Here is a 13,436-nt window from a genome sequence, read left to right as displayed (position 1 = left end):
TTCAGGCCCCCGTCTCCGGGGCCGGTTCCGGCTCATCCGCGGGCGACGGGTCCGTCCCGGGTTCGAGCAGCACCACCGGTGTTCGGCGGGTCCGGTCGAGCAGCAGGCGGGTGGCGTCGGGGCGGGCGTAGTGGCCGACCGGGTCGGCGGTCATCTTGGCGAGCCGGATGGTGGACAGATCGCAGTCGGTTACCACGATCTCGTCGTACACGTCCGTCGATGACTCGGCGAGCACCGTTGTGTTGGGCGCGAACACGGCCGCTGCGCCTCCGCCCGGCGGTAGCGCGCCCGGTGCTGGGGCCAGCTCCTCAGCGAGCTCCGCAGGCAGGACGTTCGTGGCGGAGAGCACGAAGCATTGACCTTCCAGGGCGTAGGAGGCGCAGACGTGCCGGGCGCTTTGGGCGCCCTGTTCGACGCGGGAGACCGCGAGCGCGGGCCAGGAGGCGATGTGGATCTGCTCGTCCATGCTGTAGAGCGCGTAGCGGCTGAGCGGTTGGATGTGCTCCCAGCAGTTGAGCATCCCGATGCGGCCCAGCCGGGTCTGGGTGACGAGCAGGTCGCTGCCGTCGCCCTCGCCCCACAGGCTGCGCTCGACGTGGGTCGGCTTGAGCTTGCGCCGTACCGCGAGCAGTTCGCCTTGGTCGCTGATCAGTGCTTGGCTGCAATAGAGGCTTCCCGCCGCGCGTTCGGCGAAGCCGAGCGCGACGTGGATCTGGTGCCGCCGGGCGGCGGAGCGGATCGCGGCCAGTTCAGGTCCGTCGGTGGTGACGGCGTTGCGGTCATAGCGCAGGAAGTACGGCACACCGGCCGACGGGGTGCGGGTCCAGATCCAGAACGGGTATCCGGGCAGCCAGCTCTCGCCGAACGCGACCAGCTCGGCCCCCTGCCCGGCCGCCTTGTCGATGATATCGATGGCCTTGTCGGTGCTGGCCTGCGCGTCCAGCCAGACAGGCGCGGCCTGTACCGCAGCCACACGCACGGATTGCGTCATTGGGCTCTTTCCTCTATGTCGGAGATTCAGACAACCCGATCCTGGGCCTAATTCGGGCCTATGATCGCTACCCTTTCGGGTAGTCAGAAAAATCCCCGGCATGGCGGACGCTTTTCCGCGTGAACTGGTGGAAGGGGCTCATGCGACGTGACATCGCCCAATGGTTCAAGCAGATTGACCTCGCCTCCTCGTGGCACATGCTCGAGGCGCTCTACCTCCGGCGGGCGCGCGCACTCCTCGACGCCGAGGCCCTGGGCTTCTACCTCTACCCGCATGACCGATACCCAGGCGACGAGCGCCTGCTGGCGAGCGTGGTCGGCCTGCCACCGGACTTCGCACAGCGCTATGAAGAGCACGGCCGCGCCATTGACCCGGTGCTGGCCACCGTGCTGGACAGCCACCAACCGGCCAGCAGCGACGACGTGCTCGGCCGCGTGGGCTGGCGGGAGCATCCGCTTTATCGGCGGGTGAGCGGGCGCTTCCACCTCGAACACATCGCCACCGCGCCGATCCTCGGCGTCGAAGGCGTCATCGGCACGATCAACCTCGGCCGCACCGGAGTCGAGGACACATTCACCACGAGGGACCGGTTCCAGCTGGGCGTGGTCGCCACCCACATCTCCGTCGCGCTGGCCCGGCTGCGCCCGGCCACGACCGGCGGCCTGGGCCGGTTCGGCCTGACCCCCCGCCAGGCGGAGACCGCACGGCTCGTGGCAACCGGCCTGACCAACCGCGCCGTCGCGGCCCGGCTCGGCGTGACGGAGGCCGCCGTCAAACAGTCGCTCAAGGCCGTTTTCCAGCGCATGGCCGTCACCAACCGCGTCGAGCTCGCCGCGCTCCTGGCGTCTTCAGGGTGAGGATCGGGGTGCTCCGGCCTCCTCTGGAGGCATGCGTGCGTCCGGGAGCCTTCACACGGCGTCGCGCATCAAGCGGGTGACATGCTCGGCGAGGGCCACGACCGGCAGGTTGGTGGTGGCTCGGGGGATGACAGGGATGATCGAGGCGTCGACGTCCCAGAATATCGCTGCCGTACACCCGTCCGGTGGCGTCGACGACGGCGCTGCCGCGGGGTCCGGCCCGATCGCGCAGGTTCCCACCGGATGCCAGTAGTGGGCCGTGGCGGCGCGCATCGCGGCCTCGTCGGCTCGCGGATCCGCGCTGAACCCGTCAAGGGTGCGGGTGCCGAATATTCATCCGCGCAGGTCGTAGGCATGATGGCCGATCTCGGCCTGGCGGTGTCCCGTCCGCCCCGGTGAGCGGCATGATGATCGGTTGTGGTGCCCCGAACCGCTCCTGACCTCCCCCGACATCGCCACGGAGACCGAATTGGCCGACACCGTCTCCATCGCGATGATGGTCGTCCTGGAAACCCTCAGCCCCGTCGAACGCGCCGTCTTCCTGCTCCGCGAGGTCTTCGGCTACTCGCACGCCGAGATCGCCGAGACCCTCGAACGTCCCGAGCCGACGGTCCGCCAGATCGCCCACCGCGCCCGCGAGCACGTCCAGGCTCGCCGCCCCCGCTTCGACACCGACGAGGCACAGCGCCGGCAGGTCACCGCGCAATTCATGAAGGCCTGCGCGGGCGGCGACCTGAACGCCGTGATGGAACTGCTCGCCCCCGACGTCACCGCCTGGTCCGACGGCGGTGGCAAGGTCACCGCCGCCCACCGCCCCCTCCACGGCACCGACCACGTCGCGCGCTGGATCGTGGGCTTCCTGGCCAAGCCCGAGCTGGCCACCCTGACCATGGAACCCGCCGTCATCAACGGCGAGCTTGGCATCCTGGCCACCCTCGACGGCTACACCGTCGGCGCCCTGTCGTTCGACCTCGTCGACGGCCACATCCAGAATCTGCACTTCCAGGTCAACCCCGACAAGCTCAGCGGCCTCACCCCCGACAACGGCCTGGCATTCCCCTGATGCGCGAACGCGGGCATCGCCTGCGGGCAGCTCGGTGGCCTGTTCGAGCAGATGCGCGAGCACGGCAACAAGCCGCGCTGCGAGGAGTTGATGCTCGCTCTGCGCCATCTGCAGAACACCCACACCTCGGCCGCGATGAAAGCGTTGATTGCGGCCGGGAGCCCGGAACCAAGGAGGCGCGTCCGACATCCAACCCAGCATGATCGCGATCGCCCGTCGCCTGATGGAGCTCGCGGCATCTGCCTGCTGCTGCTGAGCGGCTCAGACCCCCATGCGTTATCCAGCGGCACCTCCCCATCACCCCAGGCACCGGCCGCGTGGCCCACGCCCGGTGCCTGCCCGCCGCCCCACCCGACCGAGCCCGCGCTTGGCCGGGCGGTTCCCCTGTCTGCGGGCGGCCAGGGCGACGTCAACACCGTCAGTTTCGGCCGACTGCGTGGACAGCCGATCGCCGTCGCTGCGGGTGCCGAGGGCACTCGCGCGCGCAGCCTGGTCGAGCACGGCGCGCACCAGCCACCCGCCGACGCCCTGCCGCATCCGGGCGGGGTGTACGGCGAGCTGGTCGAGGTGGGGGCTGCAGTCGACCCAGCCGATCAGCGCGAAACCCGCGACCGGCGACCCCTCTACCAGCACCGCGAGGGGCCGTCGACCTCTTCGATCATCGTCGTTGTAGAACGACACCCAGGATGGGCACCTGGAGCCCTCTCGCGACATTGATCTTGTCCATGCCACCGTCGCCGACCGAGTCGCTCAGACGGTCGTGGCCCGGCACCTTGTCGAGCGGGTGGAGCCGATCTTCCATCCCGACTCGTTTGGGTATCGGCCGCACCGGTCGGCTTTGCAGGCGGTGGAGGTGTGCCGGCGGCGATGCTGGAAGCGGGACTGGGTGATCGACCTTGATGTCGCTTCGTTCTTCGACAGCGTCCCCTGGCATCTGATCATCAAGGCTGTGCGGCTCACACCGACGCCCGGTGGGTGGTGCTGTATATCGAGCGGTGGCTGCAAGCGCCGCTGAGGCTGCCCGACGGGCGGCCGGCCGAACGCGATAGGAGGACCCCGCAAGGGTCTCCGGTCTCTCCGGTGCTGGTGAACCTGTTCATGCATTACGCGTTCGACACCTGGCTGGCCCGGGAGTACCCGACCGTCCAATTCGAGCGCTATGCCGACCACGCGGTCGTGCATTGCGTCACCGAACGTCAGGCCCGGCAGGTCCTGGCGGCGATCGAGAACAGGATGGCCCAGGTCGGGTTGCGTCTGCATCCCGGCAAGACGAAGATCGTGTACTGCCAGGACGGGCATCGGCGGCTCGCCTTCGAGCACACGTCGTTCACCTTTCTGGGGTTCACCTTCAGACAATGGAGTGTGCGCTTCGCCGACGGCAGGCTGTTTCTGCGGTTCATGCCCGCGATCAGCAAGCCGGCGTTGAAGAAGATCAGCGCAGAGGTCTGGCGCTGGCGGCTGCACTGCCGCAACACCTTCACCTTCACCGAGCTCGCCAGGGCGATCAACCCGATCGTGGCGGGCTGGATGCAGTACTACGGCGCGTTCAACCGCTCGTCGCTGTGTCCCCTTCTGGGACGCATCAACGCCTACTTGGTGCGCTGGATCCGGCGAAAGTACAAACGGCTACAGGGAGCACGCAAGGCCCAGCGCAAGCTGCGGGAGATCACCACGAGATACCCGCGCATGTTCGTGCACTGGAAATGGGTCCCCTCCAGCTGGTGACCAGGATGACAAGAGCCGTATGAGCCGAGAGGTTCACGTACGGATCTGTGGGAGCCGGAGGGTGAGACTCCCTCCGGCCACCCGACCACCGGGCAGCGTAGCCGTTTCGGGGAACGCGCAGCTCAAGCTCTACGCGATGGGTTTTGACGCGGTACACGCTCGCTCGCCGAGGTCGATCAGAAGGTTGCGGGCCTGCTGAGCGGTCCACGCGCCGGTCGGGTGGGAGGTCACACCCAGGATGTGCACGCGCCGCGTGTGGACCTCCATCACGAACAACACGTACAGGCGCTTCAGAAACAACGTGTCAACATGGAAGAAATCACAAGCTAGAAGCCCCTTCGCCTGCGATTGCAGGAAGACTCGCCACGAGGTGTCGAGATGCCGGGGCGCCGGAGCAAAGCGGCGGGAGCGCAGAACCCGCCGCACGGTCACCTCGCTGACCTGGTAACCGAGCCGCACCAGTTCCCCATGCACACGTCGGTAGCCCCACCCCGGGTTCTCCCGCGCCAGACGGACGATCAAGTCCCGGACCTCCCGGCTCGTCCTCGGCCGGCCACCACGATGCGGATAGGCCCAGGCCCTCCGCAGCAGACGCCGATGCCACGCCAGCAACGTCGCCGGAGTAACCAACCGATGAGCGCGTAACACGGTCGGCAACCACCGAGCCAACGCTGCGAGAACGGCTCGGTCGGCCCAGTCCGGCTTCGGGCGTCCGACCTGACGCCGTAGCACCGCCACCTCGTGACGCAGCACCATGATTTCCACGTTCTTCGACGACTGGCTCCTACCCAGCAACATCAGCCAGCCGAACAACTGGACCGTGATGAGGTAGAGCAGGCGAACAAGCACAAAGCGTGATCTTGTCTGCGAGCGGCGACCCAGTCAAACCACAGCTCAGAGCCGTCGCGACTGCGTTTTGACGCGGTACAGGCGAGAAACGCACCCCGGACCGGAGCGCCCGCCATGCCTTCCGCTTGGTGTCCTCTTGGCCGTCTTGAAGGTCTGGCTTGATTCCGCGACCGCTGGCGCGGACCGGATGCCACCGACCGGGCGGTGGTCGCCGCCGCGCTGGAGCAGGTCGGACTCACCGCGTTCGCCAACCGCTCCTGGAAGGCGCTGTCGGCGGCGAACGGCAGCGCGCCCACATCGCCCGCGCCCTGGCCCAACAGCCGTACGGGCTCCTGCTCGACGAGCCCACCAACCACCTCGACGTCAAACACCGGCTGGAACTGATGGAGCTGCTGACCAGTACCGACCAAACGGTTCTGGTCGCGCTGCACGACCTGACGCTCGCCGCCCGGTACTGCGACCGGCTGCTGCTCCTGTACCGCGGCCGCCTGATCGCCTCCGGCACTCCCGCCGCCGTCCTGACCTCCGAGCGACTTGCCGACGTCTTCGAGTTGGACGCCGAACTCATCACCGACTCCCTGGGACACCCCCAGATCACCTACCGGCGGCCGCTCAGCTCCCAACCGACGACTACATCATCACCGACGGCGCCTTCAAGGGGCAGCGCGGCTTCTTCTCCCGCGGCGATCACCGGAGTCGACCTCGCCGCCCGACCCTTCACCCGGGCTACCGCAGCTCGCTAGCAAGCGCCGACGCCGGGGTGGGTCCTGGTGATTTCCGAAGCCGGATCCTGCTGAGTAGCCAGCCGTCGATGGCGGGCCGCGTCCGATCTCAAGAAAACGTATGGATTGGCGGCTTGCCCGTCAGAGCCGCGTAGTGATTGCAGATTTCGCCCGCGGTGTCGGCCGATAGTGGGGATACCGTCTTCAGGAGGAATCATGGCTGCGCGTGCTCAGGAGCCCACCGTCCCACCGGATGGCCGGCGCCTGCTGGGACGTGGAATGGAGCAGTTCCACCACCCGCGCCCGGTCTGCGTCGGAGGCAGATCGACCCCGCAGCGGGAGCGTTTGCTCAGTGGGCTGACGGGCCGGGTGCTGGAGATCGGCGCGGGTGACGGGGTGAAGGTCACGTGTTATCCGGAGACCGTGGAGGAGATCGTCCTTGTCGAGAGCGATCCGTTTCTCCGATCGGCCGCTCGATTGGCCGCCGATGAGGTGATGATCCCTGTGCGGATCCTCGACGGTGAGCTCACTGGGCTGCCGGTTCCCGACGCCTCGTTCGACGCCGTGGTGATGTCCCTGGTTCTGTGCTGTTCCCCGTCGGCAATGGAGACCTTGCAGGAGGTGCGGCGAGTCCTGAGAACGGGTGGCCAGCTGCACTTCTACGAGCATCAGCGGTCCGGCAACCAGGTGATCGCGCTGTGCGAGAACCTGGTCTCCCCGCTGTGGTCACGCGCGCTCGGCGGCTGCCACCCCGCGCGCGACACGCTCGCGGCACTCCAGCATGCGGGCTTCGCCGTCGATGGGGTGGAGCGGTTCGCCTTCCGCCATGTGAGTCACGTCCTTGGTACGGCCCGGCCGCGCTGATGCAGACGCCGGGCCAGGACCGGGCGATGCCGGTGCCGCATGGGGTGTCGAGGCCGGGCCCGTCGTACCCGCCCCCAGGCCCCGCTGAGGAGCCCGGCACCGAGGAGAGCTACGAGCCTGACCAGGTCGGCTCGGGAGAACGTCAGCAGGCCGATGGCGTTCACGAGGAAACCGGTCAGGAACATCCACGCCATCGCAGCCGCGGCCAGAGCGCTGACGAGGCTCCGCCCCCACATCGCGTAGGCACTCACCAAGAACGCCATCGCCGCCACCCGGCTCGCGGTGCCAGGGAACAGTGGGGCGATGACAGCACAGGACAGCACGGACACAACGAAGCCGCCGGCGATCAAGAATTCGAGCGGCGCCCTGTGCTTGGTGCGGAACTCCATATTTCATGAAAGCGTGCCCGCACCGATGGGAACCGCCATCTTTATGGTCTTCATGCGCGGCCGCTACGCATCCTGACGCAACATTGATGGCGGGCCGCGAATATCGCGTCAGAAGTGCGTCAACACGGCTTGTCCGGGTCTTCGCAGTGGAACGGCCGAGCGCCAGGAAGACTCTGGCTGAGGCAGCGATGTCCTGGTCGACGGTGGAGCGATGGCTGCTCGGCGCCATACCGGAACCGCCTGGCAGGCGGCCTGCCGTCGATGTCCTACCAGGACAAGCTCGCCCACCTGCGTGACTTCGATCGGCTCGGTGCCGCGGTCGGGGATCTGGCCGAAGAGCTCGCCGAGCCGGCCCGCGTCATCGGCTCGGGGGTCACCCCGCTGGAGATCGTCGCCGCCTTGCGTTCGCTGCCCCAGTCACGCTGGGCCTGGGTGTTGCGGCAGGCCGCCGACCTGTCGCTGGCCAACGTGCCCGCGCTGGCGGGCCGTACCCTCGTCCTCGTCGACCGGACCGGCCTGATGGCCGGTCCCGCGTGGCCGGGCGCGCCGCTGACGCGCGCTGACGCGGCCGCGGCCTTCGGCGCCGCGATCGCGGCGCGCGCCTCCTCGGCGGATCTCGTTCAGTTCGGTACGGCAGTCGCCCGCGTGCCCGTGCGGCCCAGGGAGTCGCCACTCCGGGTCGTGGAGAGGTTCGCCCTTTCCTAGCTCACGACGGCCGAGCTCGACGCCGAGGCCCTCCAGGGCCCTCCGCCCACGCCCCGACGCCTGACGCGCCACAGGGGAACACCCGGACCCGATGGCGGGTCCGGGCAACCCCGGCGCGAGCCGTACGGCTTCAGGAAACGCGGAAGCGCATCCGGCACACCACCGCTTCCGTACGGCGGCGCAGCGCCCTGGCCAGCACCGCGCCGCGCTGGTTCTGCAGCATGCGCTGCCAGGCGTGCTCCGGCTCCACCTCGGCAATCAGCACGAACACGTGCGCCTCCGGCACCTGCTCCAAATAGTCGACCAGCGGTTCATCCAGCCGCCGGTGGGCGTCGAAGAGCTGCACGAGTTCGACTCCCGGGTCCCAGCGGTCCCAGTCGTCCACGAAGCGGCGGGCCTGAGCCTCGTCCTCGGGGTGGGTGATGTTGACGGCCACCACCCGGTCGCCCAGTGACAGGGCCGCGGCGAGCGCATCGCGGGTCAGCCGGGTGACCGCGTGCACCGGCACCACGACCAGGGAGCGCCGGGGCCTGGGCGGCGCGGGGACGGCGCCGAGTTCGAGCCGGGCGCCGATGCGCGTGTAGCTGCGGTTGACCCACTCCATGCCCGCCACCATGAGCGGCAAGGCGACCACGATCAGCCAGCCGCCCTCGGTGAACTTCGAGACCGACACGACGATTGCGGCCACGCCGGTCAGCAGCGCGCCGAAGCCGTTCAGCAGGGCTCGCCACCGCCAGCCCGCGGGCCGGTCGTTCACCCAGTGCCTGACCATGCCGGCCTGCGACAGGGTGAATCCGACGAACACCCCGATGGCGAAGAGCGGCACCAGCATGTTCATGTCGCCGCCGGCGATGACGATCAGGAGGCCGCTGGTGACGGTCAGGAAGGCGATGCCGTAGCGGTGCACCTGCCGGTCGGCGCGCAGGGCGAAGAAGTGCGGCAGGTTGTTGTCGGAGGCGAGCAGTTGGGCGAGCACGGGCAGCCCGCCGAAGGAGGTGTTGGCGGCCAGCGCGAGCAGCACCACGGTGGAGAACTGCACCAGGTAGAACAGCCATCCGTCACCCAGTGCCGCCTGCGTGACCTGGGCCAGCACGGTCACCCCGTCGGCCGGGACGATGGCGAACTTCTCGATGAGCGCGGCGATGCCGATCAGCATGACCGCCAGCAGCCCGCCCAGGGCCACCTCGGCGTGCTGGGCCCGCCGTACCCGCGGCTGTTTGAAGGAGGGCACCGCGTTGGCGATGGCCTCGACGCCGGTCAGCGACGCGCAGCCGTTGGCGAACGCCTTGAGCAGCAGCAGGACGCCGACCGTCTCCAGTGTCTGCGCCTGCTGGTGGACGTCGATCGCGGGCTCGCTCCTGAACAGGCCGGCGATGACGACGAGCAGGATCGCGCCCACGTAGATCACGGTGGGCGCGATGAACATACGGGCGCTGTGCGCGATGCCCCTCAGGTTGATCGCGGTGACCAGCGCGAGCACGCCCAGGCAGATCCACACCGTGTACGGCAGCAGCGCGGGGAAGGCCGAGGTGAGCGCGGCGGTGCCGGCGGCGACGGACACGGCCACGTTGAGCACGTAGTCGATGACCAGCGAGGCGCCGGCGATCAGGCTGGCCCGGCGGCCGAGGTAGGTCCTGGCCACGCCGTAGGCGCCGCCGCCCTCGGGGAAGGCGGCGATGACCTGCCGGTAGGAGAGGGTGAGTACGGCTAGCAGTGCCGCGATGGTGAGCGTGACCGGGATGGTGAACCCGAGCCCCGCACCGCCGGCCAGCGCCAGGACCAGCACGATGGCTTCTGGCCCGTAGGCGACGGACGCCATGGCGTCCAGCGAGAGCGCGGCCAGGCCGCCGACGACCGACAGCCGGTGCCTGTCGCGGCTATCGACGGGCTCCTTGGGGCGGGCTTGCACAGCAGTCATGAACAGGCTCCTGGAAGAGGGATGACGCCTCATGGTGCTCCCGCGAACGGCGACATAGCGCTGTTCATACGGACTCCTAACGTCAAACCGGGATATAACTACGCGTTCCCTACGGCGGCCGGTAGGTCAGCGCAGCGGTCTCAGGGGGTGAAGCGGTAGCCCATACCCGGTTCGGTGATGAGGTGGACCGGGTGTGCTGGGTCGGGCTCGAGCTTGCGGCGGAGCTGGGTCATGTACTGGCGCAGGTAGTGGGTCTCCTTGACGTGTTTCGGGCCCCAAACCTCGGCCAGCAGTTGCCGCTGGCTGACCAGCTTGCCGGGGTTGCGCAGCAGCAGTTCGAGGATGTACCACTCGGTGGGCGTGAGCCGTATGTTGCCGGAGATGGTCTTGCTGGTCAGGTCGACCACGTGCTCGCCAATCTGGATCTTCGCGAGCTCGGCCTCCTGCAGCCCGGTACGCCGGGTGACCGCCCGCACGCGGGCGAGCAGTTCGTCGATGCTGAACGGCTTGGTCACGTAGTCGTCGGCGCCCGCGTCCAATGCGTCGATCTTGTCCTGGTTGCCCGTCCGGCCGGACAGCACGATGATCGGGATCTGGGTCCAGCCGCGCAGGCCGTGGATGACGTCGACGCCGTCGATGTCGGGGAGGCCGAGGTCGAGGATGACCAGGTCGGGCGAGACGTCGGCGGCCTGACGCAGCGCGGCGCCGCCGTCCCCTGCCACCTCGACTTCGTAATGCCGGGCGATCAGGTTGATGCGCAGCGCCCGCAGGATCTGCGGCTCGTCGTCGACGATGAGGATGCGCGTCACACCGTCACCGCTCTCGAGGATATGGGCATGGTCAGGATCATGGTGAGACCTCCCCCTGGCGTCTCATCGGGTACGAGGGTGCCGCCCATCGCCTCCGCAAGCCCACGCGAGAGCGCGAGGCCAAGGCCGACACCCGAGTGGTTGTCTCTGTCGCCCAGCCGCTGGAACGGCATGAAGACCCGCTCGTGTGCCTCGGGCGGGATGCCTGGCCCGCGGTCGATCACGCGGATCTCCACATGGTCGCCGTGCCAGCTGGCGGTGATCAGCACGCGCTGGCCCTGCGGGCTGTAGCGGACGGCGTTGGTCATGAGGTTGGCTAGCACCCGTTCGAGCAGGGCTGGGTCGGCCACGATCTCGGGCAGCTCGATGGAGATGTCGCCGTCGACGCGCTCGCGCAGCGGTCCGAGGTCGTCGATGGCGCGCGGCACCACCTCTTCGAGAGCCACCGGTTGCAGCGCCACGCCGAGCACGCCGGCCTGCAGGCGGCTCATGTCCAGCAGGTTCGCCACCAGCCGGTCCAACCGGACCAGCGACTCGTCGGCGGTGGCCAGCAATTCGTCGCGGTCCTCCGGCGACCAGTCGATCTCCGTGCTGCGCAGCGAGTCCACCGCCGCCTTCGCGGAGGCGAGCGGGGTGCGCAAGTCGTGGCTGACGGCGGCCAGCAACGCGGTGCGCATCTTGTCCGCCTCGGCCAGCGGCTTGGCCTGCTCGGCCTCCTCCTGCAGGCGTTCCTGGCGCAGCGCGACCGCGATCTCGGCGGCGAACGCCTCCAGCACCCGCCGGTCGGCCGCCTCCAGCAGCCGGCCCCGCGCGGCCAGCACCAGGTTCTCGTCGATGACCACGTCGGTGTCGGCGGCGGATGGGGACGTGCAGGGCGCGTCCCCGGTGGCGGCGACGATCCGCCAGGCGTCCGGATCCGTCTGGTCGTCCGGCATGCCACCCGTGTCGGGCCGCCGCTCCAGCAGTGTGACCGAGGTCAGCCCGAACGTCTCCCGCATCCTGCCCAGCAGCGACGGGAGCGCGGCGTCGCCGCGCAGCACGTGCCCGGCCAGCGTGGCGAGCACCTCGGCGTCCGCGCCGGCGTGCGCGGCCTCCCTGGTACGGCGGGCGGCCAGGTCGACGATCCAGCTCACCGCGACGGCGACCAGCATGAAGACGACGAGCGCGAACAGGTTCTCCGGATCGGCGATGGTGAACTCCCCGATCGGCGGCGTGAAGAACCAGTTGAGCAGCAGCGACCCGCCCACCGCCGCGGTGATCGCCGGCCACGTCCCGCCGATGAGCGCCACCCCGATGACCAGGCAGAGGAAGAAGAGGATCTCACTGGGCAGCGAGATGACGTCACGGAAGGGAGACAGCGCTGCGGTCAGCAAGGGCATGCCGAGCAGCGCGACGGCCCAGCCGATCAGCCGTCGCTTCCTGGTGAGCGCGGCCCGCGAGCGCTGCGTGCGCGTGCGGCCCTTCTTGGCCTCCTCATGCGTGATCATGTGCACGTCGATGGAGCCGGAGTGCGCGGTGGTCTCCACGCCGACGCCACGGGAGAAGATCTGCGCGAACCGGCCGCGCCGGGAGGCGCCAAGCACGAGCTGGGTGGCGTTGACGCCGCGGGCGAAGTCGAGCAGCGCGCGCGGGATGTCGTCGCCGATCACCTGGTGGTAGGTGCCGCCCATGCTCTCCACCAGGTCGCGCTGGCGGGCCAGGTTGGCCGGGTCGCCGCCGGTCAGGCCGTCGCTGCTGGTCACGTGGACGGCCAGCAGGTCCGCGCCCTTGGTGCGGGCGGCGATGCGGGCGGCCCGCCGTACGAGCGTGTCGCCTTCGGGGCCGCCGGTGAGGGCGACCACGACGCGCTCGCGCGCCTCCCACGTGCCCTCGATGCCGTGATCGGCGCGGTAGCGGTCGAGCTGCTCGTCGACCTTGCCTGCCACCCACAGCAGCGCCAGCTCGCGCAGCGCCGTCAGGTTGCCGACCCGGAAGTAGTTCGACAGCGCGGCGTCGACCTTCTCCGGGGCATAGACGTTGCCGTGAGCCATCCGCCTCCGCAGCGCCTCGGGCGACATGTCGACCAGCTCGATCTGGTCGGCGCGGCGCACCACCTCGTCCGGTACGGTCTCACGCTGCGGGATGCCGGTGATCTGCTGCACCACGTCGTTGAGCGACTCCAGGTGCTGGATGTTGACCGTGGAGATGACGTCGATACCGGCGTCGAGGATCTCCTCGATGTCCTCCCACCGCTTGACGTTGCGCGAGCCCGGCACGTTGGTGTGGGCCAGCTCGTCGATCAGCGCGATCTTCGGCGCGCGCTCGATGACGGCGTCGACGTCGAGTTCGGTGAACGTGGCGCCCCGGTAGACCAGCGTCTGACGGGGGATGATCTCCATTCCGTCGAGGAGCTCGGCGGTGCGGGCGCGGCCGTGGGTCTCGACGAAACCCACGACCACGTCCCTGCCACGCTCTTGTCCCCGGCGGCCCTCGCACAGCATGGCGTAGGTCTTGCCGACCCCTGGCGCCGCGCCCAGGTAGACCCTCAGCCGGCCGCGTGGCATC

At 69.0% G+C, this 13,436-nt stretch carries 16 protein-coding genes; 7 read left to right on the top strand and 9 right to left on the bottom strand.

Features of this window, described 5'->3' with window-relative positions; all coding sequences use genetic code 11:
- Position 1: 1 nt before the first annotated feature.
- Positions 2 to 979: a carbon-nitrogen hydrolase family protein gene (locus AB0B45_RS47175; protein ID WP_358144849.1), complete on the bottom strand. Its 978-nt coding sequence runs from the start codon at positions 977 to 979 to the stop codon at positions 2 to 4.
- A gap of 131 nt (positions 980 to 1,110) precedes the next feature.
- Here AB0B45_RS47175 and AB0B45_RS47170 point away from each other — a divergent pair, with 131 nt between their 5' ends.
- Complete coding sequence (locus AB0B45_RS47170; RefSeq protein WP_358144847.1) at positions 1,111 to 1,848, top strand: LuxR C-terminal-related transcriptional regulator; 738 nt, start codon at positions 1,111 to 1,113, stop codon at positions 1,846 to 1,848.
- A 51-nt stretch (positions 1,849 to 1,899) separates the two neighbouring features.
- Here AB0B45_RS47170 and AB0B45_RS47165 read toward each other — a convergent pair whose 3' ends face one another.
- Positions 1,900 to 2,181 carry a GMC oxidoreductase gene (locus tag AB0B45_RS47165; protein WP_358144915.1) on the bottom strand — a complete coding sequence of 94 codons (282 nt, stop codon included), beginning with the start codon at positions 2,179 to 2,181 and terminating at the stop codon, positions 1,900 to 1,902.
- A gap of 82 nt (positions 2,182 to 2,263) precedes the next feature.
- On the opposite strand from AB0B45_RS47165, the gene AB0B45_RS47160 reads away from it, so the two are divergent.
- The gene (locus tag AB0B45_RS47160; protein WP_358144845.1) at positions 2,264 to 2,911 is read left to right on the top strand and encodes a sigma factor-like helix-turn-helix DNA-binding protein; all 648 of its coding nucleotides are present in this window, start codon (positions 2,264 to 2,266) and stop codon (positions 2,909 to 2,911) included.
- Between the two features lie 297 nt (positions 2,912 to 3,208).
- On the opposite strand, the gene AB0B45_RS47155 is transcribed toward AB0B45_RS47160, so the two are convergent.
- Together AB0B45_RS47155 and AB0B45_RS47150 are read right to left on the bottom strand one after the other, a co-directional pair.
- Positions 3,209 to 3,625 carry a GNAT family N-acetyltransferase gene (locus AB0B45_RS47155; RefSeq protein ID WP_358144843.1) on the bottom strand — a complete coding sequence of 139 codons (417 nt, stop codon included), beginning with the start codon at positions 3,623 to 3,625 and terminating at the stop codon, positions 3,209 to 3,211.
- Positions 3,570 to 3,713, bottom strand: a complete 144-nt coding sequence (locus tag AB0B45_RS47150; RefSeq protein ID WP_358144921.1) for a hypothetical protein — start codon at positions 3,711 to 3,713, stop codon at positions 3,570 to 3,572. The genes AB0B45_RS47155 and AB0B45_RS47150 overlap by 56 nt, the downstream gene beginning before the upstream one ends.
- Here AB0B45_RS47150 and AB0B45_RS47145 point away from each other — a divergent pair.
- The gene (locus AB0B45_RS47145) at positions 3,672 to 3,926 is read left to right on the top strand and encodes a reverse transcriptase domain-containing protein (protein ID WP_358144841.1); all 255 of its coding nucleotides are present in this window, start codon (positions 3,672 to 3,674) and stop codon (positions 3,924 to 3,926) included. The two genes, AB0B45_RS47150 and AB0B45_RS47145, sit on opposite strands and share 42 nt — an antisense overlap.
- On the top strand, positions 3,887 to 4,636 hold the full coding sequence (locus tag AB0B45_RS47140) for a reverse transcriptase domain-containing protein (protein WP_358144839.1): 750 nt from the start codon (positions 3,887 to 3,889) through the stop codon (positions 4,634 to 4,636). Before AB0B45_RS47145 ends, AB0B45_RS47140 begins: the two co-directional genes overlap by 40 nt.
- Positions 4,637 to 4,765: 129 nt before the next feature.
- Here the strand turns inward: AB0B45_RS47140 and AB0B45_RS47135 are convergent, their stop codons facing one another.
- A complete protein-coding gene (locus tag AB0B45_RS47135; RefSeq protein WP_358144837.1) occupies positions 4,766 to 5,485 on the bottom strand; it encodes a helix-turn-helix domain-containing protein in 720 nt (239 codons plus the stop codon).
- Positions 5,486 to 5,643: 158 nt separating this feature from the next.
- Here AB0B45_RS47135 and AB0B45_RS47130 point away from each other — a divergent pair, with 158 nt between their 5' ends.
- Together AB0B45_RS47130 and AB0B45_RS47125 are read left to right on the top strand one after the other, a co-directional pair.
- On the top strand, positions 5,644 to 6,228 hold the full coding sequence (locus AB0B45_RS47130) for an ABC transporter ATP-binding protein (RefSeq protein WP_358144835.1): 585 nt from the start codon (positions 5,644 to 5,646) through the stop codon (positions 6,226 to 6,228).
- A 195-nt stretch (positions 6,229 to 6,423) separates the two neighbouring features.
- Entirely contained in the window at positions 6,424 to 7,071 is a 648-nt protein-coding gene (locus tag AB0B45_RS47125; RefSeq protein WP_358144832.1) for a class I SAM-dependent methyltransferase, read from the top strand.
- Here AB0B45_RS47125 and AB0B45_RS47120 read toward each other — a convergent pair.
- Entirely contained in the window at positions 7,041 to 7,460 is a 420-nt protein-coding gene (locus tag AB0B45_RS47120; protein WP_358144830.1) for a hypothetical protein, read from the bottom strand. The genes AB0B45_RS47125 and AB0B45_RS47120 overlap by 31 nt on opposite strands.
- A gap of 261 nt (positions 7,461 to 7,721) precedes the next feature.
- On the opposite strand from AB0B45_RS47120, the gene AB0B45_RS47115 reads away from it, so the two are divergent.
- Positions 7,722 to 8,165, top strand: coding sequence for a hypothetical protein (locus AB0B45_RS47115; RefSeq protein ID WP_358144828.1), 444 nt, complete (start codon positions 7,722 to 7,724; stop codon positions 8,163 to 8,165).
- Positions 8,166 to 8,295: 130 nt separating this feature from the next.
- Here AB0B45_RS47115 and AB0B45_RS47110 read toward each other — a convergent pair whose 3' ends face one another.
- From AB0B45_RS47110 to AB0B45_RS47100, 3 genes are all read right to left on the bottom strand, one after another.
- A complete protein-coding gene (locus AB0B45_RS47110; RefSeq protein WP_358144826.1) occupies positions 8,296 to 10,083 on the bottom strand; it encodes an APC family permease in 1,788 nt (595 codons plus the stop codon).
- A gap of 140 nt (positions 10,084 to 10,223) precedes the next feature.
- Complete coding sequence (locus AB0B45_RS47105) at positions 10,224 to 10,892, bottom strand: response regulator (protein WP_358144824.1); 669 nt, start codon at positions 10,890 to 10,892, stop codon at positions 10,224 to 10,226.
- Positions 10,889 to 13,435, bottom strand: a complete 2,547-nt coding sequence (locus AB0B45_RS47100) for a sensor histidine kinase KdpD (protein WP_358144821.1) — start codon at positions 13,433 to 13,435, stop codon at positions 10,889 to 10,891. The genes AB0B45_RS47105 and AB0B45_RS47100 overlap by 4 nt, the downstream gene beginning before the upstream one ends.
- Between the last annotated feature and the right edge of the window lies 1 nt (position 13,436).

It is taken from the genome of Nonomuraea sp. NPDC049152 (assembly GCF_040648355.1).
Taxonomy (GTDB): domain Bacteria; phylum Actinomycetota; class Actinomycetes; order Streptosporangiales; family Streptosporangiaceae; genus Nonomuraea.
The sequence above is the reverse complement of the archived record's forward strand: the minus strand, read 5'-3'. Positions and strand labels throughout refer to the sequence as shown.